Genomic DNA, 25,181 nt, shown 5'->3' with positions numbered 1-25,181 from the left:
CCGTCCATTGGGGTGAACAGCCGTGTCCGACGGGACAGAGATGATCCCGGGGAGGGGACCGTGGAGCGGGCGCCGGACCGGGGGTGGGCGCCCGCTCCACGCGGTCAGGCGAAGACGGCGAGGCTCTTGGCCTTGCCCCTCTCCTCCTCCACGAGCACGAGGAACGCGCCGTCGGGTCCGAAGACCGCGACCGGGCCCCGCGGATGGGCGGGCATGTCCAGCCGTACGCCGTTCAGGAGCAGCTTCGCGCGCTTCTCGTCGACGTCCCAGCGGGCGAAGGCGGAGGCGGCGGCCTCGGCGACCGGCATCACGGTCAGCTCCGCCTGGTGCTGGTCCAGCGTCCGGGCGGCGTCGAGTCCGTACGGGCCGACCCGGGTGCGGCGCAGCGCGGTGAGGTGGCCGCCGACGCCGAGCCCGGCGCCGAGGTCGCGGGCGAGGGCCCGGATGTACGTCCCCGAGGAGCAGACGACGGAGACGACGAGGTCGAGCACCGGGGTGCCGTCCTCGGCGACGGCCTCGCGGACGTCGTAGACGCGGAAGGAGGAGACGGTCACCGGGCGGGCCGGGATCTCGAATTCCTCGCCGCCGCGCACCCGCGCGTAGGACCGCTTGCCGTCGATCTTGATGGCGCTGACCTTGGACGGCACCTGCATGATCGGACCGGTCAGGGCGGCGACCTGGGCGTCAATGCCCTCACGGGTCACCGCGGAGGCGTCGGCGGACGAGGTGATCTCGCCCTCGGCGTCGTCGGTGACGGTGTTCTGCCCGAGCCGGACGGTGCCGAGGTACTCCTTCTCGGTCAGCGCGAGGTGGCCCAGCAGCTTGGTGGCCCGCTGGACGCCGAGCACGAGGACTCCGGTGGCCATCGGGTCCAGGGTGCCGGCGTGGCCGACGCGCCGGGTGCGGGCGATGCCCCGCATCTTGGCGACGACGTCGTGCGAGGTGAAGCCGGACGGCTTGTCGACGATGACAAGGCCGTCCGGCGTGGTCTGCTGGTCGGTCATGCGGAGGTCGGGCCCTCGTTCGTGTCGGAGGGACCGTCGGTCTCGTCGTCCTCGTCCTCCGGCTTGCGGTACGGGTCGGCGTCCCCGGCGTACTGCGCGCCGGTGGACACCTGGCGCACCTCCGCGTCCTTGGCCCGCGCCTTGTCGAGCAGGTCCTCGATGGTGCGGGCGTTGTCCGGGAGGGCGTCCGGGACGAAGGCCAGGGTCGGCGTGAAGCGGACCCCGGTCTGCCGGCCGACCTCGGAGCGGAGCACGCCCTTGGCGCTCTCCAGCGCCGCGGCGGAGGCCGCCCGCTCCTCGTCGTCGCCGTAGACCGTGTAGAAGACCGTGGCCTCCCGCAGGTCGCCGGTGACCCGGGCGTCCGTGATCGTCACGAATCCCAGCCGCGGATCCTTGATTCGCCGGTCCAGGGTCTCCGCGACCACGACCTGGATGCGATCGGCCAGCTTGCGGGCCCGCGCGTTGTCGGTCACCGGTCCGTCACTCTTCCTTCTGCTTATTGCTTACGGTTCAGTCTTCGTCGCTGTGCAGCCGCCGTCTCACCGACAGCAGTTCCACCTCGGGGCGGGCGGCGACCAGCCGCTCGCACCGGTCCAGCACGTCCGTGAGGTGCCCGGTGTCCCCGGAGACCGCGGCGAGGCCGATCTCGGCCCTGCGATGGAGGTCCTGCCCGCCGGTCTCCGCCGCACTCACCGCGTGCTTGCGCTGGAGTTCGGCGACGATCGGGCGGACGACTGAGCGTTTCTCCTTCAGCGACCGTACGTCGCCGAGGAGCAGGTCGAAGGACAGGGTCCCCACGTACATGTGTGTCCGGATGTCCCGCCGGTTCGGGTTCGGTGTCCCGCCAGAGCTTGGCGGGACACCAGAACCGTACCGGAACGGCCGGAGCCGATCGACGGAGAATTCGACCCGTCGACCGGCCCCGACCGTGGAGGGACCCGGGGTCTCCCCCGGGTCCCCCGCGGATCAGCCTCGCGGCTTCTCGCGCATCTCGTACGTCGCGATGACGTCGTCGATCTTGATGTCGTTGAAGTTCCCGAGGTTGATACCGCCCTCGAAGCCTTCGCGGATCTCGGTGACGTCGTCCTTGAAGCGGCGCAGACCGGAGATGTTGAGGTTCTCCGCGATGACCTTGCCATCGCGCAGCAGGCGCGCCTTGGTGTTGCGCTTGACCTCGCCGGAGCGGACCAGCACACCGGCGATGTTGCCCAGCTTGGACGAGCGGAAGATCTCGCGGATCTCCGCCGTGCCGAGCTCGACCTCTTCGTACTCCGGCTTGAGCATGCCCTTGAGGGCCGCCTCGATCTCTTCGATCGCCTGGTAGATGACCGAGTAGTACCGGACGTCCACGCCTTCGCGCTCGGCCATCTGCTCGGCACGCCCCGCGGCGCGCACGTTGAAGCCGATCACGATGGCGTCGGAACCCGTCGCCAGGTTGATGTCCGACTCGGTGACCGCACCCACACCGCGGTGCAGGACCCGGATGTCGACCTCTTCACCGACGTCGAGCTGGAGCAGCGAGGACTCGAGAGCCTCCACCGAACCGGACGCGTCGCCCTTGATGATGAGGTTGAGCTCCTGGACCAGACCGGCCTTGAGCGCCTCGTCCAGGTTCTCCAGGGAGAACCGGACGCCCTTGCGGGCGAAGTTGGCGTTGCGCTCGCGGGCGGCGCGCTTCTCGGCGATCTGACGGGCCGTACGGTCCTCGTCGACGACCAGGAAGTTGTCGCCGGCGCCCGGGACGTTGGTGAGACCGAGCACCAGGACGGGGGCCGAGGGACCCGCTTCCTGCACGTTCTGACCGTTGTCGTCGAGCATGGCGCGCACGCGGCCGTAGGCGTCGCCCACGACCATCGTGTCGCCGATGCGCAGCGTTCCGCGCTGGACCAGGACGGTCGAGACGGCACCGCGACCGCGGTCGAGGTGGGACTCGATCGCGATGCCCTGCGCGTCCTGCTCCGGGTTGGCCCGCAGGTCGAGCGAGGCGTCGGCGGTGAGGACGACGGCCTCCAGGAGCGCCTCGATGTTGAGGCCCTGCTTGGCGGAGATGTCGACGAACATCGTGTCGCCGCCGTACTCCTCGGCCACCAGACCGAACTCGGTGAGCTGGCCGCGCACCTTGGTCGGGTCCGCGCCCTCGACGTCGATCTTGTTGACCGCGACCACGATCGGCACCTCGGCCGCCTTGGCGTGGTTCAGCGCCTCGATCGTCTGGGGCATCACACCGTCGTTGGCCGCCACCACGAGGATCGCGATGTCGGTCGACTTCGCACCGCGGGCACGCATGGCGGTGAACGCCTCGTGACCCGGGGTGTCGATGAAGGTGATCTTCCGGTCCTCGCCGTTGACCTCGGAGGAGACCTGGTAGGCGCCGATGTGCTGCGTGATGCCGCCGGCCTCGCCCGCGACGACGTTCGTCTTGCGGATCGCGTCCAGCAGTCGGGTCTTTCCGTGGTCGACGTGACCCATGACGGTCACGACCGGCGGACGGGAGACCAGGGCCTCTTCGCCGCCCTCGTCCTCGCCGAACTCGATGTCGAAGGACTCGAGCAGCTCGCGGTCCTCCTCCTCCGGGCTGACGATCTCCAGGACGTAGTTCATCTCGTCGGCGAGCAGCCGCAGCGTCTCGTCGGAGACGGACTGCGTGGCCGTCACCATCTCACCGAGGTTCATCATCACGGCGACGAGCGACGCCGGGTTGGCGTTGATCTTCTCCGCGAAGTCGGTGAGGGAGGCGCCGCGCGACAGGCGGACGGCCTGCCCGTTGCCGCGGGGCAGCATGACGCCGCCGACCGACGGGGCCTGCATGGCCTCGTACTCCTGGCGCCTCTGCCGCTTCGACTTGCGACCACGACGCGCCGGACCGCCGGGACGGCCGAACGCACCCTGTGTGCCACCGCGGCCGCCGGGGCCGCCGGGACGGCCGCCGAAGCCGGGACGGCCGCCGAAGCCGCCGCCACCGCCACCGGGACGACCCGCGCCGCCGCCGCCACCACCGGGACCGGCCGGACGGCCGGCGAACCCGCCGCCACCGCCGCCGCCGGGACGGCCGGCGAACCCGCCGCCGCCACCGGGACGACCCGCGCCGCCGCCGCCACCGGGGCGACCGCCGCCGGCACCGGGACCACGGCCGCCGCCGGGACCACCGCCGGGACGCGGGCCCGCAGCGGGACGCTGCGGCATCATGCCCGGGTTCGGACGGTTACCGGCGGGACCGCCGCCGGGACGCGGAGCCTGCGGGCGGGGCATGCCGCCCGGAGACGGACGGGCGCCGCCCTGGCCCTGGGGACGCGGGGCGCCGCCGGGGCCGCTGCCCTGCGGACGCGGGGCGCCGGGGCGCTCCGAACCGCCGCCGGGGCGCGGGGCGCCGCCGGGACGGGGCGCCTGGGGGCGCGCCATACCGGTGGAACCGCCGGAGGTGAAGGGGTTGTTGCCCGGTCGGGGACCGGCCGGACGGGCACCGCCCGGACGCGGTGCGCCCTGGCCGGCGGGACGTGCGGGGCGGTCGCCGCCGCGCTCGCCGCCACGGCCGCCGTCACGCTGGCCGCCGTCGCGCTGACCGCCGGCCGGAGCCGGGCGGGCGGGACGGGGTCCCGGCGTGGCGCCCGCGGGACGCGGGGCCTGGGGCTGCTGCTGGGGGGCGGCCGGCTGGGCCGGGGCCGGAGCCGAGAACTCGGCGGCGGGGACCGGAGTCACCGGGGCCGGCTTCGGCGCGGGCTTCGGGCCCGGACGGGGACCGGCCGACGGCGCGGCGGGCGCCGCCGGGGTGCTGCTCGCCGGTGCTTCGGCCGCGGCCGGCTTGGGAGCCGGTGCGCCGGGCTTGGGAGCGGCGGGACGTGCCGCGGCGGCCGGTGAGGGCGCCGCGGGCTTGGCCGGCGTCGCCTTGCGGGGCGCGCCGGGCTTGGCAGCGGACTTGCCGGCGTTGCCGCCGGGCCCCTGCAGTGCGTCAGTCAACTTGCGTACAACCGGCGCCTCGATCGTCGAGGACGCCGAACGGACGAATTCACCGAGTTCTTGGAGCTTGGCCATGACGACCTTGCTCTCGACGCCGAACTCCTTGGCGAGTTCGTATACCCGGACCTTAGCCACTTCGCTCCTTTTAGGTCCGGGTTACCGCCGGACCGTCGCTACTTCATGGGCGTACTCATCGCGTACTCATCGAGTGCTCATCGCAATCTCGACCTACTTCCAACTCGCGAGGTACCTGACCGCACGGGGTCCCGTGCCGTTCACTTTCCTACGGTGTCACCCGTTCTCACGGTGTCATCCTCTCGACGAACCGCGTCAGTGCCGCGGTGTCGAACGGCCCCTTGGCCTTGAAGGCCCGGGGGAACGCCCGGCGGCGGACCGCCAGGTCGAGACAGACAGAGGCGGGGTGCACGTAAGCACCCCGGCCGGGCAGCGTACCGCGTTGATCAGGGACGCAAGCGCCCTCGTCCACCACGATGCGCAGCAGCTCGCTCTTGGCCGCTCGCTCCCGGCATCCCACACAGGTTCGCTCGGGGCATGCGCGGGGTTGCGTCCGGCCAGACACGGTTAAGTCTACCTCCCCGTATCGACCTCACTCCTGTGGGGCAAGAATCGAACGGATGTTGTCGTGATCTCAGCGGCGTACCCCTCAGATCTATTCCCTGGAGCGGGTGCGGGTCAACGCCTTTCCGAGCGCTCCCGGGCCCGTTCGGCCCGCTCGCGGTCGGCGGTCTCGCGCTCGGCGTCCGTCTCGGTGTCGGGCCGGATGTCGATCCGCCAGCCGGTGAGGCGGGCGGCCAGGCGGGCGTTCTGGCCCTCCTTGCCGATCGCCAGCGAGAGCTGGTAGTCGGGCACGGTGACTCGGGCGGAGCGGGCGGCGAGGTCCACGACCTCGACCTTGCTCACCCGGGCGGGCGACAGCGCGTTGGCGACCATCTCGGCCGGGTCGTCCGACCAGTCCACGATGTCGATCTTCTCGCCGTGCAGCTCGGCCATGACATTGCGCACACGGCCGCCCATCGGGCCGATGCAGGCGCCCTTGGCGTTGAGGCCGGAGCGCGTCGAGCGGACCGCGATCTTGGTGCGGTGGCCGGCCTCGCGGGCGATGGCCGAGATCTCGACGGAACCGTCGGCGATCTCCGGCACCTCCAGCGCGAAGAGCTTCTTCACCAGGTTGGGGTGGGTGCGCGAGAGCGTCACGGACGGCCCGCGCACGCCCTTGGCGACCCGTACGACGTACGTGCGAAGGCGCAGGCCGTGCGTGTACTCCTCGCCCGGCACCTGCTCCTGCACCGGCAGGATGGCCTCCAGCTTGCCGATGTCGACCAGGACGTTCTTCGGGTCCTTGCCCTGCTGGACGACGCCGGTGACGACGTCGCCCTCGTGGCCCGCGTACTCCCCGAAGGTCCGGTCGTCCTCGGCGTCGCGCAGCCGCTGCAGGATGACCTGCTTGGCGGTGGTCGCGGCGATCCGGCCGAAACCGGAGGGGGTGTCGTCGAACTCCTTGGGCTCCTGGCCCTCTTCGAGGTCGGCCGGGTCCTCCTTGGCCCACACGGTGACGTGGCCGTTCTCGTCGAGCTTCACGCGCGCCCGGCGGTAGCTGCCGTCGGTGCGGTGGTACGCGATGAGGAGGGCCGACTCGATCGCCCCGACGAGCACGTCGAAGGGGATCTCCTTGTCCTGCGCCAAGCCCTTCAGAAGCTTCACATCGATGTCCACGGCTACGCCTCCTCTTCCTTCTTGTCCTTGCGGTTGAATTCGATCTCCACGCGCGCCCTGGCGATCTCGTCGAAGGCGAGGCGGCGGGCGGTGGGCTTGCGGCCCTTGACGCCGGGGACTTCGAGGTCGAGCCCGTCCTCGTCGACGGCGAGGATGCGGGCGACCAGGTCGCCCGACCCGTCGGCGGCGAGCCGGAACGCGGCCAGGCGGCCGACGGCGCGCACGTAGTGGCGGTGCTCGGTGAGCGGGCGGTCCGCGCCCGGCGAGCTGACTTCGAGGACGTACTCGTCCTCGCCCATCGCGTCGCTCTCGTCCAGCTTCTCGGAGATCGCGCGGCTCAGCTCCGCACAGGCGTCCAACTCCACGCCCTCGTCGGAGTCCACGATGATCCGCAGCACTCTGCGTCGGCCGGCCCGGGACACCTCGATCTCCTCGAGGTCCAGCTGCTGCGCGCTGACGAGCGGTTTCAGCAGCCCGCGCAGCCTCTCGCTCTGGGTGGTGCTCATCCGGGTGACTCCTCGGCCGCGTGTGCTGTTGTGGGGATCGTGGTGCGTCAGGTCAAAGGGTATCCGGTCGTCAGGGGTGTTGCCGTCCGCCTGCCCCGCCGCCGCGGGTACGCTCGCTCTGCGGTGATCACTTCAGGACAGATCCTGTCAGGACCGGTCCAGGCCCGAAGGAGAAAAGTGCGGCGCACGGGGACGACGCGCAGGGGGGCGCTCACCGCGACCGGGGCTCTGGCCCTGGGCGCGGTGCTGACCGGATGCGGGGACGACGACGAGGAGACGGGGCGCGGGGCCGCGCGCTCCGGATCGCGAGCCGGGGCGGTCCGCGCCGAGAAGGCGCTGCGGACGACGGCGGCGCGCACCAGCGCCGCGATGGCGGCCCGCTACGAGCTGGTCGCCCGGACCCATCCGGCGACGGCCGCCGGGCTGGCGCCGCTGCGCGCGGCCGTACGGGAGCACGCGAAGGCGCTCGCGCCGGGCGCGGGCAGGGCCGCCCCGCCCGCCGCTCCCGGCCGGGTCTCCGCCGACGCGCGGACCGCCCTGCGGGAGCTGGCCGCCGCGGAGCGCCGTACCGCCGACGCCCACGCCGAGGCGCTGCTGACCGCGGAACCGGAGCTGGCCCGGCTGCTCGCCTCGGTGGCGGGGGCCGCGGCGGCGCACGCCTACCTGCTGACCGAGCTGGCCGAGGAGATCCCGTCATGAGCACCCGGACCGCGCGGCCCGTCACGGACGAGAAGCCCTCGGCCGCCCTGACGGCCGCGCAGGCGGCGCTGGCCGCCGAGCACGCGGCGGTCTACGGGTACGGGGTGCTCGGCGGCCGGGTCGGCGGCGGGCGGCGGGCCGAGGCGAGGTCGGCGCACGACGGGCACCGCTCGCGCCGGGACACGCTGGCCAGGACCGTGCGCGACCTGGGCGGCACTCCGGTCGCCGCGGCGGCGGCGTACGCCCTGCCGTTCCCCGTCGCGGACTCCGCCTCCGCGGTGCGGCTCGCCGCCGTGCTGGAGGACCGGGTCGCGGGCGTCTACGCCGATCTCGTACGGGCCGCCGAGGGCGGGCTGCGGCGGGAGGCGGCGGGCGCGCTGCGGGAGGCGGCGGTGCGCTCGGCCCGCTGGCGGGGCGGCGGCGTAGCCTTTCCGGGGCTCGCGGAGCGGGCCGCCGGCGCCGATCCGGCCGCGACGGGGCCGGTGGAGGCCGCGGGAGCGGACGGGACGCGCTGAGCCGGAGGACGGGAAAGGGAACAGCGGACGCATGGGTTTCGAACCGCCGCAGCGCCTGGTGCGCGCGCTCGGCGAGATGTACGGGGACGCGGCGGCGGGCGCATGGCTCGACCGGCTCCCCGCACTGGCCGGGGAAGCGCTCGCCGCGGCCGGTGGCGACCTCGCCGTGGAGCGGGTGGCCGCTCCGGGCGGGCGCAGCGCACTGGTGGTCCTGGTACGCCGGGGCGACGGGACGCCGGCCGCGTTGAAGATCGCCCCGCCGGACGCCGAGCCGGAGCGGGAGCGCGCGGCGCTGGCGCACTGGAACGGCTGGGGCGCGGTGCGGCTGCTGGAGGCCCCGGGCGCGGAGCCGGCGGTCCCCGGCGCACTGCTGCTGGAGCGGCTGCACCACGAGGTGTCGCTGCGCTCGCTGCCGGAGGCCAAGGCGCTGCTGGAGGCGGCGGGAACCGTGCGGCGGCTGTGGGTGGAACCGCCCGCCGGGCACTCCTTCGCGACCGTGGCGGAGCGCACCGGCCGGCAGACCGCGGCGATGCGCACGGCCGCCGAGGCGGACCAGGAGCTCGCGCCGCTGGTGGACGCGGCGCTCGCGGCCCGCGCCGAGCTGGTGGAGTCCGCGCCCGAACTCCTGCTGCTGCACGGCAACTTCCGCCAGAGCAAGGTCCTCGCCGGTGAGCGCGCGCCGTGGCTGACGGTGGGTCCGGAGCCGCTGGTGGGCGAGCGGGCCTACGACCTGGCCCGGCTGGTGCGCGACCGCGTCGAGGACCTGATCGCGGCCAGCGGCGGCCCGGCGACGGCGCGGCGGCGGGTCAAGCGGCTGGCGGAGTCGCTGGAGGTGGACCAGGCCCGGCTGCACGGCTGGACGCTGTTCCGGGCGGTGGAGTCGGGGATCCGGGCCCTGAGCGAGGGCCGCCGGCAGATGGGCGAGGTCAACCTGGAGTTCGCGGGCTGGCTGTAGCCGCCCCGCACGACAGCGCCCCGCACACCTCGGGGCCGGACGCCCGCGGGAACAGGCCCCCGCACGCTGTGCGGGGGCCTTTCTCCGTCAGCCGTCAGCCGTCAGCCGTCAGCCGGGCGTACGGGTCAGCCGAGGTCGGCGGCCAGGCGGGCGATCGCCTCGTCGACGGTCAGCTCCTCGCGCTCGCCGGTGCGGCGGTCCTTCAGCTCCAGGACGCCGTCGGCCGAGCGGCGGCCGGCGACCAGGATCTTCGGGACGCCGATCAGCTCGGAGTCGGTGAACTTCACGCCCGGCGAGACGCCCGCCCGGTCGTCGACGATGACCCGGAGCCCGGCCGCGTTCAGCCGCTCCGCGACGTCCAGGGCCAGCTCCGTCTGGAGGGCCTTGCCCGCGGCGACGACGTGGACGTCGGCCGGCGCGATCTCGCGGGGCCAGCACAGGCCCTTGTCGTCGGCGGTCTGCTCGGTGAGGGCGGCCACCGCGCGGGAGACGCCGATGCCGTACGAGCCCATGGTGACGCGGACCGGCTTGCCCTGCTGGCCGAGGACGTCGAGCTGGAAGGTGTCGGCGTACTTGCGGCCGAGCTGGAAGATGTGGCCGATCTCGATGGCGCGGTCCAGGGTGAGGCCGGTGCCGCAGGTGGGGCAGGGGTCGCCCTCCTCGACCACGACGACGTCGAGGTACTCGTCGACCTCGAAGTCGCGGCCCGCGACGACGTTCCTCGCGTGCTTGCCGTCCTGGTTGGCGCCGGTGATCCAGGAGGTGCCGGGGGCGACGCGCGGGTCGGCGAGGTAGCGGACCTTCTCCAGGCCCTGCGGGCCGACGTAACCGCGTACGAGGTCGTCGCGGCCCGCGAAGTCCTCGGCCGTGACCAGTTCGACCACGGCGGGCGCCAGGTGTTCGCCGAGCTTGCCGAGGTCGACCTCGCGGTCGCCGGGGACGCCGACGGCGACGATCTCGCCGTCCACCTTGACCAGAAGGTTCTTCAGGGTGGCCGACGCGGGGACGCCCAGGTGCGCGGCGAGCGTCTCGATGGTCGGGGTGTCGGGGGTGTCCAGCTCCTCGACCGGGCCGTGCGCCGAACCGTCGACCGGGGTGAGCGCGAAGGTCACGGCCTCGGTGTTGGCGGCGTAGTCGCAGTTCGGGCAGTCGGCGAAGGTGTCCTCGCCCGCGGCGGCCGGCGCCAGGAACTCCTCGGAGGCCGAGCCGCCCATCGCGCCGGAGACGGCGGAGACGATGCGGTGGTCCAGGCCGAGCCGCTCGAAGATCCTGATGTACGCGGCCCGGTGCAGGGCGTACGAGTGCGCCAGGCCCTCGTCGGTGGTGTCGAACGAGTACGAGTCCTTCATCTGGAACTCGCGTCCGCGCAGCACGCCGGAACGGGGGCGGGCCTCGTCGCGGTACTTGGTCTGGATCTGGTAGAGCATCACCGGCAGGTCCTTGTAGGACGTGCACTGGTCCTTGACGGTCTGGGTGAAGACCTCTTCGTGGGTCGGGCCGAGGAGGTAGTCGCCGCCCTTGCGGTCCTTGAGGCGGAACAGCAGGTCGCCGTACTCCTCCCAGCGCCCGGACGCCTCGTAGGGCTCCTTGGGCAGCAGGGCGGGCAGCAGCACCTCCTGGGCGCCGATGGCGTCCATCTCCTCGCGGACCACGTGGGAGATGTTGTCCAGGACCTTCTTGCCGAGGGGCAGCCAGGACCAGATGCCGGCGGCGTTGCGGCGGACGTAGCCGGCGCGGACCAGCAGCTTGTGGCTGAGCGTCTCGGCGTCCGCCGGGTCGTCGCGCAGTGTCTTGATCATCAATCGGGACATGCGCTGGACCTGGGCCATGATGAACTCCTGCTCGCAAGGGTGGTGGGCCCGAGGTTAGCCGGGCGGTGCGCGCGGGCGGAAATCCATTCAGCCTGTGCGCGGCAGCGGCAGTGGAGCGCCCATGACCGCGTACGGCAGCGGAGCGCTGGGGAAGAGGACCTGGCGGGCCAGATCGCGGTAGCCGAGCGTCCGGTACAGGGCGCGGGCCGGGCTGTCCCGGTCGATCGCGGAGAGGATCGACCGGGGCAGGTCGACGGCGTCGGTGATGGTGGTGATCAGGGTGCGGCCGATGCCGCGCTGCTGGTGGTCGGGGTGGACGTGGAGCTCGGTGATGACGAAGGAGTCGTCGAGCCAGCCGTCGGTGCCGGTCGCCCGCAGGTAGGGCTCCACGACCGTGGACCACCAGTGGGCGCGGTCGTTGGGCAGCCCGTAGACGAAGCCGGCGAGCCGCCCGTCGGGCGTGAGCGCGCCCAGGGCGCGGGCGCCGGGGTGCTCCAGGTGCCGCAGGACGATGTGGCGGCGTACGTCGATCTCGTCCTGGCTCAGTCCGAAGGCCGCCGCCTGGACGAGCAGGGCTTCGTCGACGCGTGCGGCGAGGTCGACGGGGCCGATCACGACGTCGGGTGCTGCGGGGTCGTTCCCGGGGGCTGCTGGCATGCGGGAACCCTACTGGCCGGATCGCGGGGCCGGGACCGCGCGGGCGGGCGGGGCCGCCGGAGCGGTCGGCGCGACGGCCCGGGGCGCGGTCGGCGGGACGGTCGGGGCGCGGTGGGCGGGAGCGTGGGCGGTGCGGTGTGCGGCCCGGGATGGCCGGCGCGGTGTTCGGCCCGGGGGGTGGCCGAGCGGTCGGCCGGGTGTCAGAACAGGACGCTCATGAAGGCCCCGACCTCGCGGAAGCCGACGCGCCGGTACGCCCTGCGGGCCGGGGTGTTGTAGTCGTTCACGTACAGGCTGACGACGGGGGCGACGTCGGCCAGGGCGTAGCGCAGGACGGCGGCCATGCCGGCCTCGGAGAGGCCCCGGCCCCGGTACTCGGGCGCGACCCAGACGCCCTGGATCTGGCAGGCCCGCGAGGTCGCGGCGCCGATCTCGGCCTTGAAGACGACCTTGCCGTCGTCGATGCGGGCGAAGGAGCGGCCGGCGCCGACCAGTTCGGCGACGCGGGCCTGGTAGAGGAGTCCGCCGTCGCCGGCCAGCGGGGAGATGCCGACCTCCTCGGTGAACATGGCCACGCAGGCCGGCATCAGCGTCTCCGTCTCGTCCTTGCGGATGCGGCGGACGAGCGGGTCGGGGGCGACGTCGGCGGACGGGCTCTCGGTGACCATGAGGGGCTGGTTGGCCCGCACCTCGCGGGCGGGGCCCCAGCCCGGTTCGAGCAGCCGCCACAGCAGCGCGGTGGGCTCGGCGGGGCCGACGATGGAGGAGCAGCGGCGGCCGGCCCGGCGGGCCCGGTCGGCGAAGGCGCGGACGGCCTCGGGACCGGCGCAGATGGGGACGAGGTTCGCGCCGGAGTAGCACAGGGAGCGGAGCGTGCCGTCCGCGTACCAGCCCCACATCTCGCCGCCGAGGCGCCAGGGGTCGAGCCCGGCGACCTGGACGCGGGAGGTCACGAAGGCGTTGTCCACGGGCTCGCTCTCCAGGATGGCGAGCGCTGCGCCGAGGTCGCTGGGTTCGAGGACCCGGGTGGTGGTCTGCGTCAACACGAGGGGGCCTCACCATGCGGTCTGCTGATTTCCGCACTGTACCGAACAAGGCTGTCGAAAGCTGCCCGGGACCGGAAGCCGGTGGCCGGGACGCCGCCGCCCCGCCGGGCAGGGGCCGGGCGGGGCGGTCGGGTCGGCCTGTCCGGGCCCGGCGGCCTTCGGGCCGGGGCGGCCTTCGGGCCGGGGCGGCCTTCGGGCCGGGGCGGCCTTCGGGCCGGGGCCGGTGGGGACGCCGGGTCAGCTGATGGAGACCTGGGGCTCGCCGGAGGCGATGCCGTCCTTCTCCATCTGCTCGGCGATCTTCATCGCTTCCTCGATCAGGGTCTCGACGATCTTCGACTCGGGCACGGTCTTGATCACCTCGCCCTTCACGAAGATCTGGCCCTTGCCGTTGCCGGAGGCCACGCCGAGGTCGGCCTCGCGCGCCTCGCCGGGGCCGTTGACGACGCAGCCCATGACGGCGACCCGCAGCGGGACCTCCATGCCTTCGAGGCCGGCGCTCACCTGGTCGGCGAGCTTGTAGACGTCCACCTGGGCACGTCCGCAGGACGGGCAGGAGACGATCTCCAGGCGGCGCTGCTTCAGGTTCAGCGCCTCCAGGATCTGCAGGCCGACCTTGACCTCCTCCGCCGGAGGGGCCGAGAGCGAGACCCGGATCGTGTCGCCGATCCCCTCGGAGAGGAGCGCGCCGAAGGCGACGGCCGACTTGATCGTGCCCTGGAACGCGGGGCCCGCCTCGGTCACGCCGAGGTGCAGCGGGTAGTCGCTCTGCGCTGCGAGCTGGCGGTAGGCGTTGACCATGACGACCGGGTCGTTGTGCTTGACCGAGATCTTGATGTCGCCGAAGCCGTGCTCCTCGAAGAGGGACGCCTCCCACAGCGCCGACTCCACCAGGGCCTCCGGCGTGGCCTTGCCGTACTTCCTCAGCAGGCGCGCGTCCAGCGAACCCGCGTTGACGCCGATCCGGATCGGGGTGCCGGTCTCCCCGGCGGCCTTCGCGATCTCCTTGACCTTGTCGTCGAACTGCTTGATGTTGCCCGGGTTGACCCGGACCGCCGCGCACCCGGCGTCGATCGCCGCGAAGACGTACTTCGGCTGGAAGTGGATGTCCGCGATCACCGGGATCTGCGACTTCCGGGCGATCGTCGCGAGCGCGTCGGCGTCGTCCTGGGTGGGACACGCCACCCGCACGATCTGGCAGCCCGACGCCGTCAGCTCGGCGATCTGCTGCAGCGTCGCGCCGATGTCCGACGTACGGGTCGTCGTCATCGACTGCACGGAAACGGGCGCGTCACCGCCGACCGCGACCGAGCCGACCTGGATCTGTCGGCTGACCCTGCGGTCGGCGAGCTTGGTCGGAACGGCCGGCATTCCGAGAGAAATCGCAGTCATGCGCTGTGCATCCCCAAGGTGTGGATCAAGGTCCCGAGATCGGCGGGCTCCAGACTTCGAGGTTACGGCACGGGAGCCGCGGAGCACGCACCATGTCGACATGTCCACCCCTTGGGGGGAGGCCGGACGCCTTGCGTTCGCCCGGCCGCCGCCCGCGGGGCGCGGGGGCCGTCAGGAGATCTTGACCGGGTTCACGATGTCCGCCACCAGGACGAGCAGCGTGAAGCAGATGAAGACCCCGGCGACCACGTAGGCGACCGGCATCAGCTTGGCCACGTCGAACGGGCCCGGGTCCGGCCGCCGGAAGACCCTGGCCAGGTTGCGGCGCAGGGACTCCCACAGGGCTCCGGCGATGTGCCCGCCGTCCAGTGGGAGCAGGGGCAGCATGTTGAAGAGGAACAGTGAGAGGTTGAAGCCCGCGAGCAGGAACAGCATCATCGCGACCTGGTTCTGGGCCGGGATGTCGAGGTTCATCACCTCGCCGCCGATCCGGGCCGCTCCCACGACGCCCACCGGCGAGTCGTCGGCGCGCTCCCCGTCGCTGAAGGCGGCGTTCCACAGGTCGGGGATCTTGGAGGGCAGGGCGATGATCGAGTCGACGCCGTTCTCGATCATGCCGCCCATGCGGACGACGGAGTCGCCGAAGGAGAGCGGGACGATCTCGGTCCGGGCGGCGAAGCCCAGGTAGCCGGCCTTGATGTACTGGTCGGGGACGACCTCGCCCTTGTCGTCCTTCTTGGCCACCGCGTTCTCGCGCAGGACGGCGTTCAGGGTGACCTCGCGGCCGTCGCGCTCGACGGTGAGGGTGGCCGGGCCGATGGTCTCGCGGATGCGGTCCGAGAGCGTCGCCCAGTCGTCGACCTTCCGCCCGTCGAACGCGACGATGCGGTCGCCCTTCTGGAGTCCCGCGGCCTTGGCCGGGGAGACGGGGTCGGAGTCCTTGCAGGTGTCGCGCTCGGCGCTCTGCGAGATCACGCACTGCTGGACGCCCGCGACCTCGGTGGTCTGGGTCTGGAAGCCGAAGGTCATCGCGACGCCCATGAAGATCGCGACCGCCAGGACCAGGTTCATGAACGGCCCGGCGAACATCACGATGACGCGCTTCCACGGCTTGCGCGTGTAGAAGAGCCGCGACTCGTCGCCCGGTCGCAGCTCCTCGTACGCGGCGGATCTGGCGTCCTCGATCATGCCGCGCCACGGTGAGGTGGAGCGGGCTTCGAGGCGGCCGTCCGCGCCGGGCGGGAACATGCCGATCATGCGGATGTAGCCGCCGGCCGGAATGGCCTTGACGCCGTACTCCGTGTCGCCCCTGGTCCTCGACCAGATCGTCGGCCCGAAGCCGACCATGTACTGCGGCACCCGGATGCCGAAGAGCTTGGCCGTGGAGAGGTGGCCCAGCTCGTGCCAGGCGATGGAGAAGAGCAGCCCCACGACGAAGACGGCGATCCCCAGGACCGTCAGCAGGATCGAGGTCAGACTCATGCGCGCGCCTCCGCGGTCGCTTTGGCCGAGAGTTCCCGCGCCCGTGCGCGGGCCCAGGTCTCCGCTTCGAGGACGTCCGCGACACTGAGCGCAGTTCCCGGGGAGGGGGCGCCGTGTTCGGACACCACGGTGGTGACCGTGTCCATGATGCCGTTGAAGGGCAGCTTCCGGGCGAGGAAGGCGTCCACGCACTCCTCGTTCGCCGCGTTGAACACGGCGGGGGCCGTGCCGCCGAGCGTGCCGACGTGGCGGGCGAGGCCGACGGACGGGAAGGCGTCGGTGTCCAGCGGGAAGAACTCCCAGGTGGACGCCTTCGACCAGTCGAAGGCCGGGGCGGCGTCCGGGACGCGCTCGGGCCAGCCGAGGCCGATGGCGATCGGGCCGCGCATGTCCGGCGGGGTGGCCTGGGCGAGGGTGGAGCCGTCGGTGAACTCCACCATGGAGTGGACGTAGGACTGCGGGTGGACCACGACCTCGATCCGGTCGAACGGGATGTCGTAGAGGAGGTGCGCCTCGATGACCTCCAGGCCCTTGTTGACCAGGGTCGCGGAGTTGATCGTGATGACCGGGCCCATCGCCCAGGTGGGGTGGGCGAGCGCCTGTTCCCGGGTGACGTCGGCCAGCTCCGCGCGGGTACGTCCGCGGAAGGGGCCGCCGGAGGCGGTGACGACGAGTTTGCGGACGTCGGCGCGGGTCCCGGCGGCCAGCGCCTGGAAGAGCGCGGCGTGCTCGGAGTCGACGGGGATGATCTGGCCGGGCGCGGCGAGCGCCTTGACCAGCGGGCCGCCGACGATCAGCGACTCCTTGTTGGCGAGGGCGAGCGTGCGGCCCGCCTTCAGCGCGGCGAGCGTCGGGGCGAGCCCGATGGAGCCGGTGATCCCGTTGAGCACGGTGTGGCAGGCGCTCGCCGCGAGGGCGGACGCCGCGTCGGGTCCGGCCAGGATCTCGGGGAGCGCCTCCCCCGCTCCGTACCGCTCCCGCAGCGCCTCGCGCAGGGCGGGGACCGCGTCCTCGGCGGCCACCGCGACGGTGTTCACGCGCAGCCGCCGGGCCTGCTCGGCGAGCAGGGCGACCCGGCCGCCGGCGGCCGAGAGCGCGGTGACCCGGAAGCGGTCGGGGTGGCGCAGGACGAGGTCGATGGCCTGGGTGCCGATGGACCCGGTGGAGCCGAGGATCACGAGATCCCGGCGGCCGTCCGCTGCGTCGAAGACGAGATGCGGATCGGCGAGAGGGGCGGGGCTGTCGCTCATGCCCCCCATTGTTGCCGCTCCGGCTGTGTCCGGGGACAGCGCGTCCGGAAAGGCCCCCGGGTGCGGGGGTGATTCGCGGTCCCGGGTCCCGCGGCGGGCTGCCGGCGGGTGCGTCCGGCCCGTGGACGCACCCCGTGCGGCGGTTCAGCGCACCGGGCGGTGCCTGTTCGGCTCGGTGGAGGGGCCCGGGGTGGCGTCGGCGATCCAGGGGCCGTCGCCGCTGGGGTCGACGACGCCTTCTTCCAGCCAGGTGTAGGCGCCGGACAGGACGCCGTCGACGACCCTGCGGTCGAGGTCGTCGGTGTTGGACCACAGGCGGGTGAACAGCTCCTCGACGCGCACCCGCGACTGGTGGCAGAAGGCGTCGGCGAGCTGGTAGGCCTCGCGGCCGTGATCGCCGGCGCCGCGCAGGTGCTCGGCGCGGACGCAGGCGGCGCTCATCGCGAAGAGCTCGGCGCCGATGTCGACGACCCGGCCGAGGAAGCCCTGCTTGGTCTCCATCCGGCCCTGCCACCGCGACATGGCGTAGAAGGTGGAGCGGGCGAGCTTGCGGGAGGAGCGCTCGACGTACCGGAGGTGGCCGGAGAGGTCGGGGTGGCCGGGCGGGTGGAACTCCGGGTACGTGCGCGGGAGCTGACCCGGTCCGGCGACGAGCCTGGGCAGCCAGCGGGCGTAGAACCCGGCGGCGTTCGCACCGGCCCTCGCCTTGGCGGAGAGCGGTTTGTCGGGGTCGATGATGTCGCCGGCGACCTTGAGGTGGGCGTCGACGGCCTCGCGTGCGATCAGCAGGTGCATGATCTCGGTGGAGCCCTCGAAGATCCGGTTGATCCGCATGTCGCGGAGCATCTGCTCGGCGGGCACGGCGCGTTCGCCGCGGGCGGCCAGCGACTCGGCCGTCTCGAAGCCGCGTCCGCCGCGGATCTGGACCAGTTCGTCGGCGATCAGCCAGCCCATCTCGGAGCCGTACAGCTTCGCGAGGGCGGCCTCGATGCGGATGTCGTTGCGGTCCTCGTCGGCCATCTGCGAGGAGAGGTCGACGACGGCCTCCAGCGCGAAGGTGGTGGCCGCGATGAACGAGATCTTCGCGCCGACCGCCTCGTGCCGGGCGACGGGCCGGCCCCACTGCTCGCGCACGGCGGACCATTCGCGGGCGATCTTCAGGCACCACTTGCCGGCGCCGACGCACATCGCGGGCAGCGAGAGGCGGCCGGTGTTGAGGGTGGTGAGGGCGATCTTCAGGCCGGCGCCCTCGGCCCCGATCCGGCAGGCCCCGGGAACCCGGACGCGGTCGAAGCGGGTGACGCCGTTCTCGATGCCGCGCAGGCCCATGAAGGCGTTGCGGTGCTCCACCGTGACGCCGGGGGCGTCGGCCTCGACGACGAACGCGGTGATGCCGCCGCGGTGGCCCTCGGAGGCGGGGACCCGGGCCATGACGACCAGCAGGTCGGCGATGACGCCGTTGGTGGTCCACAGCTTCACGCCGTCCAGGATGTAGTCCGGGCCGTCGGGCACGGCTGCGGTGGCGAGCCGGGCCGGGTCGGAGCCGACGTCGGGCTCGGTGAGGAGGAAGGCGGAGATGTCGGTGCGGGCCAGCCGGGGCAGGTAGACGTCCTTCTGCTCCTGCGTGCCGAAGATCTTCAACGGCTGCGGTACGCCGATCGACTGATGGGCGGAGAGCAGCGCGCCGATCGCGGGGCTGGCCGATCCGGCCAGCGCGAGCGCCCTGTTGTAGTACACCTGGGTGAGGCCGAGGCCGCCGTACTTCGTATCGATCTTCATGCCGAGGGCGCCGAGCTGCTTGAGTCCGTCGATCACCTCGTCCGGGATCTTCGCCTCGCGCTCGATCCGGGCCCCGTCGACCCGCGTCTCGCAGAAGGTGCGCAGCCGGGCCAGGAACTCCTCGCCGCGCCGGATGTCGTCGGGCGGCGGCAGCGGATGCGGATGGATCAGGTCGAGCCGGAAGCGGCCGAGGAACAGCTCCTTGGCGAAGCTGGGCTTGTGCCACTCCTGCTCGCGGGCCGCCTCGGCGACCCGCCGCGCCTCGCGCTCGGTGACCCGGGGCGCCTGGGGGGTGTTGTGTGGTGCGGACATCGGGGACCTCACCTCGCCGCGCGCCGCCGCTCGGGCGGACGTACGGGCTGCTAGTCGTTGCTCCTGTTCCGTATGTAACCCGTCTGCCCGCCGCACGGCACCCGCACCGGCCCCCGGGCGCGCCCGGGAACGCCGAACGGCCGGAGCCCCCGCACAGCGGGCTCCGGCCGTCCTTCTCGTGCCCCGCCCGCGCTCGCTGTCCGGGCGGAAGGCGGGCGGGGTCGTCGGGGGTGCTACAGCGCGAGGCCGGTGAGGACCAGGACCCGCTCGTAGGTGTAGTCGTCCATGGCGTAGCGCACGCCCTCGCGGCCGACGCCGGACTGCTTGGCGCCGCCGTAGGGCATCTGGTCGGCGCGGTAGGAGGGCACGTCGCCGATGATCACGCCGCCCACCTCCAGGGCCCGGTGCGCGCGGAACGCGGTCTGCAGGTCGTGGGTGAAGACGCCGGCCTGGAGCCCGTACGGGGAGGAGTTGACGGCGGCGAACGCCTCGGCCTCGCCGTTCACCCTCTGGAGGGACATGACCGGCCCGAAGACCTCCTCGCAGGAGAGCTTCACGCCGTCGGGCAGGCCGGCGAGGACGGTCGGGGCGTAGGTCGCCCCGTCGCGCTTGCCGCCGGTCAGCAGCTCGGCGCCGGCCTCCACGGCCTCGTCGACCCAGGACTCCACGCGCCGGGCGGCGTCCTCGCTGACCAGCGGGCCGACGTCGGTGGCGGCGTCGGCCGGGTCACCGGTGACCAGGGCCTCGACGGCGGCGACGACCTTGGGCGCCAGCCGGTCGTAGACGGAGGCGTCCGCGATGACGCGCTGCACGGAGATGCAGGACTGGCCGCCCTGGTAGTTGGAGAAGGTCGCGATCCGCGTCGCGGCCCAGTCCAGGTCCTCCTCGGAGGCGTAGTCGGCCAGGACGACCGCCGCGCCGTTGCCGCCGAGCTCCAGGGTGCAGTGCTTGCGGGGGACGGAGTCCATGATCGCGTAGCCGACCGGTCCGGACCCGGTGAAGGAGATGACCGGCAGCCGCTCGTCCTGGACGAGGGCGGGCATCCTGTCGTTCGGGACCGTCAGGACGGACCAGGAGCCGGCCGGGAGGTCCGTCTCGGCCAGCAGCTCGCCCAGGATCAGCGCGGAGATGGGAGTGGCCGGGGCGGGCTTGAGGATGATCGGCGCGCCGACCGCGATGGCCGGGGCGACCTTGTGGGCGCTGAGGTTCAGCGGGAAGTTGAAGGGCGCGATGCCGAGGACGGCGCCGCGCGGGAAGCGGCGGGTCAGGCCGAGGCGGCCGGTGCCGCCGAGGTCGGTGTCGAGCCGCTGGGCGTCGCCGCCGTTGAAGCGGCGGGCCTCCTCGGCGGCGAACCGGAACACGGACACGGCCCGGCCGACCTCGCCGCGGGCCCACTTGATCGGCTTGCCGTTCTCCGCCGAGATCAGCTGGGCGATCTCCTCGGTGCGCTCCCCCAGCCGCCGTACGACGTGGTCGAGCGCGGCGGCCCGTACGTGCGCCGGGGTCGCGGCGAACTCCTCGCGCACCGCGTGGGCGGCGGCGACGGCCTCCTCGACCTGGGCGTCGGTCGGCACGCTGACGGTGCCGACGAGCCGTCCGTCGTACGGGTTGGTGACGTCGAAGCTGTCCGCACCGGTGGCCTGGCGGCCGGCCAGCCAGAAGGCGTGGGTGGAAGTCATGGAGGTTCCGGCCCTTCGGAGGTCGTGACGGAGGGGGCGGGCGCCCGGGAGGCCCACCGCTGTGGTCCCACGGTAGGCGGCGGGAGGCCCGGAGTGTTTGTCCGGGATGGAGCGGGGCGCGGCCCGGGTGCTCCGCTTTGTCGCAGGCGACGGCTGTGCGGGGGATGCGTTCACACGGATGTCCACATGGATACGGACACGGGCACGGACCCGCGAGGGGCCGGGCCGGGCGCTCAGTGCTCGGCGGGGGCGGGAGCGGTGGTCGCCTTGAGGGCGAGCCACAGCTCCATCCGGACGTCCGGGTCGTCCAGCGAGCGGCCCAGGATCTCCTCGACCCGGCGCATCCGGTAGCGCAGGGTGTGGCGGTGCACGCCGAGGTCCGCGGCGGCGGCGTCCCACTGGCCGTGGCGGGAGAGCCAGGCGCGCAGCGAGGCCACGAGGTCGCCGCGGCCCTTGGCGTCGTGTTCGTACAGCGCCCGGAGCATCCCGTCGGCGAAGGCGCGTACGGCGTCGTCGGCGAGGAGAGGCAGGACCGACCCGGCGGCCAGCTCCTCGTGCTCGACCAGCGCCCTGCCCCGGCGGCGGGCGACGGAGAGGGCCTGTTCGGCCTGTTTGTACGCGGCCGAGACGGCGATCGGGCCGGACGGGGCGGAGAGGCCCACCACGACCTCGGTGTCCTCGCCGCCGCCTCCCTCGCGCGGCGCGCGCCCGTCCTGCGTCTCGGCGTAGGCCGCGCAGGCGGCGACGGCGGCCCCGCCGTCGGCGGCCAGCACGACGACCCGCTCGGCCTCGGGGACCAGCAGCAGGGCCTCGCCGGACCGGGCGGCGGCGGCCTGCATCGTCTCGGTGAGCAGGTCGGGGCCGGTGGGCGCGGACGCCTCGGCGATCAGGAGCCGGAACGGGGCGTCCAGCAGACCGCCGTACAGGTCTCCGGCGACGGCCCGCGCGTGGTCGGGCTGCCCGGCGAGCAGCATCCGCAGGACGGCGGCCCCCAGGCGCTGTTCGGCGCTCTGGAGGGAGCGGGAGCGGGCGGTGGTCAGGGTGAGCAGGGCGACGGCGGAGTGCACGGCGTAGCGTTCGGCGGTGCCCAGCGCCGCTCCGGTGCCGACGGCGAGCGCGCCGCGGGAGCGGCGGCCGGTGCCGAGCGACTGGAGTTCGACCCGGTCCTCGCTGTCGCCGACGACGACGCTGGCGGGGGCGGTCCGCTCGCGCAGCCGTCCGACGTCGGGGGTGAGCCGGGCGGCGCGGCGGGCCGCCCAGTCGGGGGCGGCGGCGACGACCGCGCCGGAGGCGTCGTACAGGGCGGCCCAGCCGTCGATGTGGGCGGCGAGCCGGGTCAGCAGCCCGGTGGGGCCGTCTCCGGCGAGCGCGGCCTTCGTCAGCTCCCGCTGGGCCTCGAAGCCGGCGGTGACCGCGCGGTACTGGTCGGCGGCGATGGCGGCGGAGACGGCCTTGCTGATCGCGATGAACGGGGTGCGGCGCGGGACCTCCAGGAGGGGCAGCCCGGCCTCCTCGGCGGCGTCCACGAGGGCGGCCGGGACCTCGTCGTAGTTCACCCCGACCGCGAAGCCGACGCCCGCGACCCCGGCGCCGGCCAGCCGCCGCACGTACCGGCGCATCGACTCCGCGTTCCGCGCGTCGAGGTTGGTGGCGGTGACGAGCAGCAGTTCGCCGCCGTCCATGTACGGCACGGGGTCGGCGAGCTCGCTGGCGTGGGCCCAGCGCACCGGGGTGTCGAGCCGGTCGGCCCCCGCGCGCACCGTGAGCTTGAGCGCCGGGTGCTGGACCAGGGAGGCGAGCGTGGGGGGCATGGGACCGGCAACCCTCGGAGGTCGGGGACGGGATCGGTGACGCCGCTCCCGGCGGCGGCGCGTCGGCCGCCGGTGCCGGGTCGGGCGCCTGGATTGCGCCGTCCCGTATGAACGGCTGTCTTCGATTCTGCCAGGAAGGCAGGGTTCCCGTCACCGCTCGTGCCCGCCGGCCGTTCGACGGCGGGCCCCGGAGCGCTTCCCGTCATCCGGCCGGGGACGGCGGGAGGGCGCTCAGGAGTCGCCGAGCCGGACGAGCAGGGGGGGCGCGTGCTCGCCCTCGACCGTGGTCAGCCGGATCACCGCGTGTCCGGCCGGGACCGCGTAGGCGAGTTCGGAGGCCGACCAGCGCTCGCGCTCGACCTGCCGGACGGTGACCGCGTCGGTGGTGACCGCCTTGCCGGTGACGAGCTTGCGCAGGGCGTGCAGGGCGCGGGTGAAGGGCTGGTCGGCGAAGACGGTGTGCTGGGCGACCTCGCGGGTCTCCACCCACTCCTTGCCCCACGCCTCGGCGAAGCGCTTGCCGTCCCAGGTGGTGATGCCGGAGAAGGCCGCCGTGCAGCCGACCGCGCCGAGGAGCGGGGTGTGCAGGGCCTCGGGCACGTCGTCGACGGTGCGCAGGGCGAGTACGGCGCCGGCGTTGACCGAGCGCAGCCGCCGGATGCCCCGGACGGTCTCGGCGGTCACGGCGTGGGTGGCGTCGTCCAGGACCAGGCAGGCGAAGAGGCCGGTGTCGGTGCGGGCCGCGGTGATCGCGGTGAACTGGGCCAGCAGCAGCCGGGTCAGCAGCCGGGACGCCTCCGCGTGGCCGCGTTCGGGAAGGTCGATCCGCACCCGCAGCGGGTGCTGGCCGAGGGAGCGCAGGGCGAACGGCCGGGCGTCCGGGCCGGTGGCGAAGAATCCGGCGAACGCGGGCCGGTCGAGCAGCGCGACGCGGTCGGCGAGGACCGGCGCGGGGTCGCCGGGGCCGCCCGCCTGCCGGGCGCGGGCCTCCAGCTCACGGAGCATCGGGGCGTGGCCGGCCGCTTCGAGGGCGGAGCGCAGCCCGTCCAGCGCGAGCGGCCCGCCCTCCAGGAGTTCGCGCAGCTCGGGCACGGAGGGGAAGTGGCCGTGGGCGGCCCGGTAGGGGCCGAGGAGCTGGGCGAGGACGGTGGCGGCGCGGCGGCTGTCGAGGCTGCCGACGTCGCCGACGAGCCCTTCGGCGAGGACGGCGGCGGCCTCGTCCGGGTCGCTGGTGCCGCCGTAGAGGTCGACGTCGTGGGCGGAGGCCGGGTCGCCGACGCGGACGACGACGTCGAAGGCGTCGTCGGGGCCGAGCGGCGAGCCCGCCCCGCCGACGGCGAGCACGGCGGCCCGGCCCGCCAGCGCGCTCAGTCCGAGGGATTCGACGACCGGGCGCACCAGGTGCGCGGACTTGCCGGATCCCGGCGGTCCGACGGCGAGCAGCGAGGTGCCCAGCAGCGACGGGTCCAGGGCGAGGCCCGAGCCCCGGCGGGCGTAGGGGTTGTGCGGGTCCTCGGCGCAGCGGCCGATGCGGACCTGGCCGGTGAGCAGGTCGTGGGGCGCGGTGCGGCGGGGCAGGTCGCGCCGGCCCGAGGGGTGCAGGGCGGCGGCTCCGCCGCTGCGCAGGACGGCTTCGGCCAGCGGTGCGGCGCGGTCGGGGCGGCGCAGGGCGAGCGCCCAGGCGTGGCGCAGCCGGGCCGCGTCCACGTCGTTCATCCGGTCGGCGCCGACTTCCGCGGCGAGGGTGTCGGCGGCCTCCGTCCAGCCCGCGGCGCGCAGTTCGGGCCACTGGTCGGGGGTGGTGGCGGAGGGCTCCGGGGCGGGGTGGGCGGGCGCGCCGCCCGTACCGGACCGGCGGGCGGCGATCAGCTCGCGCCAGCGGCCGAGCCGGGCGAAGGGCCAGAGCACGGCCGCGCCGATCAGCGCGTAGAGGATGTTGACGACGGTCTGGCTCTGGTAGATCTCGCCGCCGGCGGCCCGGGCGACCAGGATGAGGACGGGCCGGACGACGGGCAGCGTCTCGTTCCAGACGAGGAGCTGGGCCAGGCCCGCCGCGACGGCCGCGGCGGCGGCGCGGAACGGCAGGCCCCGGGCGGCGACGTGACGGCTGAGGAGTTCGGACCAGTTGCCCATCCGGCCGCAGGCGTAGGCCAGCAGCCCGAAGAGGATCGCCTCGTACACGGTGAGGGCGTCGGCGCCCTCGATGGTGCGCGGGCCGCCCGCCGTCCCCGGGTTCCACCACTCGCCCGGGGTGAACAGCTTCAGCGGGACCAGCCGGTAGGGCAGGTAGCCGTTGCGCCAGAGCGACCACAGGAGCAGTGCCGACAGGAGTGAGATCAGGGCGCCCACCAGCAGGGAGCGGTCGGAGACGCCTTCGGGCCGCTCCGGCGGGCGGGGGGTGTGGCCGAACCGCCAGACGCCGGGTTCCCGCACGGGGCGGGGGGTGCGCAGCCAGGCGGCGAGGGCGCTCGCGGGAGGTCCGGCCGCCGGGGGGGCGGCCACCGGAGGAACGGCCGGGGGCCCGATCGGCGGGGGGGCGGCCGTCGGCGGGGTCGCGGGCGCGGCCGGCCGGGGCACCCGCGGCGGGGCGGCGGG

Annotated in this window: 20 protein-coding genes; 3 read left to right on the top strand and 17 right to left on the bottom strand. The window is 73.8% G+C overall.

Annotation, left to right across the window (positions count from 1 at the left end; genetic code table 11):
- Window positions 1-104 precede the first annotated feature (104 nt).
- The 7 genes from truB to rimP form a co-directional block, all read right to left on the bottom strand.
- On the bottom strand, window positions 105-1,004 hold the full coding sequence (gene truB, locus EES43_RS22410) for a tRNA pseudouridine(55) synthase TruB (protein WP_124270369.1): 900 nt from the start codon (window positions 1,002-1,004) through the stop codon (window positions 105-107).
- On the bottom strand, window positions 1,001-1,477 hold the full coding sequence (gene rbfA, locus EES43_RS22405) for a 30S ribosome-binding factor RbfA (RefSeq protein ID WP_124270368.1): 477 nt from the start codon (window positions 1,475-1,477) through the stop codon (window positions 1,001-1,003). Before rbfA ends, truB begins: the two co-directional genes overlap by 4 nt.
- Window positions 1,478-1,514: 37 nt before the next feature.
- Window positions 1,515-1,808 carry a DUF503 domain-containing protein gene (locus tag EES43_RS22400; protein WP_124270367.1) on the bottom strand — a complete coding sequence of 98 codons (294 nt, stop codon included), beginning with the start codon at window positions 1,806-1,808 and terminating at the stop codon, window positions 1,515-1,517.
- 162 nt (window positions 1,809-1,970) lie between these two features.
- A complete protein-coding gene (gene infB / locus EES43_RS22395) occupies window positions 1,971-5,093 on the bottom strand; it encodes a translation initiation factor IF-2 (protein ID WP_124270366.1) in 3,123 nt (1,040 codons plus the stop codon).
- A gap of 166 nt (window positions 5,094-5,259) precedes the next feature.
- Window positions 5,260-5,538, bottom strand: coding sequence for a YlxR family protein (locus EES43_RS22390; protein WP_124270365.1), 279 nt, complete (start codon window positions 5,536-5,538; stop codon window positions 5,260-5,262).
- Between the two features lie 113 nt (window positions 5,539-5,651).
- Window positions 5,652-6,692 (bottom strand): transcription termination factor NusA, encoded by a 1,041-nt coding sequence (nusA, locus tag EES43_RS22385; protein ID WP_124270364.1) that lies wholly within the window; start codon window positions 6,690-6,692, stop codon window positions 5,652-5,654.
- Between the two features lie 2 nt (window positions 6,693-6,694).
- On the bottom strand, window positions 6,695-7,198 hold the full coding sequence (gene rimP / locus EES43_RS22380; protein WP_124270363.1) for a ribosome maturation factor RimP: 504 nt from the start codon (window positions 7,196-7,198) through the stop codon (window positions 6,695-6,697).
- 177 nt (window positions 7,199-7,375) lie between these two features.
- On the opposite strand from rimP, the gene EES43_RS22375 reads away from it, so the two are divergent.
- From EES43_RS22375 to EES43_RS22365, 3 genes are read left to right on the top strand one after another with little or no spacing between them, the layout of a single operon-like run.
- Window positions 7,376-7,897, top strand: coding sequence for a hypothetical protein (locus EES43_RS22375; RefSeq protein ID WP_124270362.1), 522 nt, complete (start codon window positions 7,376-7,378; stop codon window positions 7,895-7,897).
- Window positions 7,894-8,412, top strand: a complete 519-nt coding sequence (locus EES43_RS22370; RefSeq protein WP_124270361.1) for a ferritin-like domain-containing protein — start codon at window positions 7,894-7,896, stop codon at window positions 8,410-8,412. Before EES43_RS22375 ends, EES43_RS22370 begins: the two co-directional genes overlap by 4 nt.
- 31 nt (window positions 8,413-8,443) lie before the next feature.
- Entirely contained in the window at window positions 8,444-9,367 is a 924-nt protein-coding gene (locus tag EES43_RS22365) for an aminoglycoside phosphotransferase family protein (protein WP_124270360.1), read from the top strand.
- Window positions 9,368-9,492: 125 nt separating this feature from the next.
- Here EES43_RS22365 and EES43_RS22360 read toward each other — a convergent pair whose 3' ends face one another.
- The 10 genes from EES43_RS22360 to EES43_RS22315 form a co-directional block, all read right to left on the bottom strand.
- Window positions 9,493-11,196 carry a proline--tRNA ligase gene (locus EES43_RS22360; protein ID WP_124270359.1) on the bottom strand — a complete coding sequence of 568 codons (1,704 nt, stop codon included), beginning with the start codon at window positions 11,194-11,196 and terminating at the stop codon, window positions 9,493-9,495.
- A gap of 69 nt (window positions 11,197-11,265) precedes the next feature.
- Window positions 11,266-11,835 carry a GNAT family N-acetyltransferase gene (locus EES43_RS22355; RefSeq protein WP_124270358.1) on the bottom strand — a complete coding sequence of 190 codons (570 nt, stop codon included), beginning with the start codon at window positions 11,833-11,835 and terminating at the stop codon, window positions 11,266-11,268.
- 200 nt (window positions 11,836-12,035) lie between these two features.
- On the bottom strand, window positions 12,036-12,878 hold the full coding sequence (locus EES43_RS22350; protein ID WP_124272110.1) for a GNAT family N-acetyltransferase: 843 nt from the start codon (window positions 12,876-12,878) through the stop codon (window positions 12,036-12,038).
- A 240-nt stretch (window positions 12,879-13,118) separates the two neighbouring features.
- A complete protein-coding gene (gene ispG / locus EES43_RS22345) occupies window positions 13,119-14,273 on the bottom strand; it encodes a flavodoxin-dependent (E)-4-hydroxy-3-methylbut-2-enyl-diphosphate synthase (RefSeq protein WP_124270357.1) in 1,155 nt (384 codons plus the stop codon).
- Between the two features lie 171 nt (window positions 14,274-14,444).
- Window positions 14,445-15,755 carry a M50 family metallopeptidase gene (locus tag EES43_RS22340; RefSeq protein ID WP_124270356.1) on the bottom strand — a complete coding sequence of 437 codons (1,311 nt, stop codon included), beginning with the start codon at window positions 15,753-15,755 and terminating at the stop codon, window positions 14,445-14,447.
- Window positions 15,752-17,005 carry a 1-deoxy-D-xylulose-5-phosphate reductoisomerase gene (gene dxr, locus EES43_RS22335; protein ID WP_124270355.1) on the bottom strand — a complete coding sequence of 418 codons (1,254 nt, stop codon included), beginning with the start codon at window positions 17,003-17,005 and terminating at the stop codon, window positions 15,752-15,754. The genes EES43_RS22340 and dxr overlap by 4 nt, the downstream gene beginning before the upstream one ends.
- Before the next feature lie 144 nt (window positions 17,006-17,149).
- Window positions 17,150-19,096, bottom strand: coding sequence for an acyl-CoA dehydrogenase family protein (locus EES43_RS22330; protein WP_124270354.1), 1,947 nt, complete (start codon window positions 19,094-19,096; stop codon window positions 17,150-17,152).
- A 233-nt stretch (window positions 19,097-19,329) separates the two neighbouring features.
- The gene (locus EES43_RS22325) at window positions 19,330-20,775 is read right to left on the bottom strand and encodes an aldehyde dehydrogenase family protein (RefSeq protein WP_124270353.1); all 1,446 of its coding nucleotides are present in this window, start codon (window positions 20,773-20,775) and stop codon (window positions 19,330-19,332) included.
- A gap of 233 nt (window positions 20,776-21,008) precedes the next feature.
- Entirely contained in the window at window positions 21,009-22,586 is a 1,578-nt protein-coding gene (locus EES43_RS22320) for a PucR family transcriptional regulator (RefSeq protein ID WP_124270352.1), read from the bottom strand.
- A 231-nt stretch (window positions 22,587-22,817) separates the two neighbouring features.
- Window positions 22,818-25,181 (bottom strand): ATP/GTP-binding protein (locus tag EES43_RS22315; protein WP_241192497.1); only part of this gene is annotated, 2,364 nt, incomplete at its 5' end.

The organism is Streptomyces sp. ADI96-02 (genome assembly GCF_003846185.1).
Classification (GTDB): Bacteria; Actinomycetota; Actinomycetes; order Streptomycetales; family Streptomycetaceae; genus Streptomyces.
Note: the sequence above shows the minus strand (reverse complement) of the source record. Positions and strands in the feature narration are given on the sequence as shown.